The following is a 596-nucleotide window of genomic DNA, read 5'->3' as shown; positions in this document are numbered from 1 at the left end:
CACTGGTCAAGGTTGGCAATGCCTGCGATAGCGTTAAGGTGCTCGTTTCTGTGACCTCGACGTTAGATGCGTTGGTCCCCGTCACCACCACGTTGTAGGTGCCATTTGGCTCACCACTGATGTCCATCGCGTTGCTCGTCCAAGCCCCCCCGCTTTGCACCGTGGCATTGCTGCTCACGATAGGCGTTTCACTGCCTTGCGCTTTGATTTCTACGTTCACCGTTTGGCCTTCAAAGCGTGTTGACGTCCCAGCAATCTGCAATGAAGCCGCATTACTGCCATCCACATTGCCTACTGGCGTGATCGTCAAGATTGGCGTGATTGGCATTGAGTGGCTGCTGTCATCTGCGCCTGTGTTGCCAGACAAATCTTGGTAGTCTTTGACCACTAAGCCTACGGTCAGCCCTGACGTGACGGGCACGACAACGTCACCAGTCCAGACTTTCGCATCCGCTGTCTTAGTCAGTGTGAAGGCGGAACCACCCAGCTCTGCACTCGCGGCTTGCAGCGCTTTATCGAACTCCAGTGTGACCGTGACATTTTGCCCTTCCAACTGGTGCGTTGGATTGAAGGTCGCACTGGTCAAGGTTGGCAAT

1 pseudogene is annotated in these 596 nt (G+C 54.9%); it reads right to left on the bottom strand.

Features of this window, described 5'->3' with window-relative positions:
* Nucleotides 1-596: pseudogene (locus KIV40_RS25735) on the bottom strand (hypothetical protein); the annotation flags it as partial.

Source organism: Vibrio sp. D173a, assembly GCF_030248475.1.
Note: the sequence above shows the minus strand (reverse complement) of the source record. Positions and strands in the feature narration are given on the sequence as shown.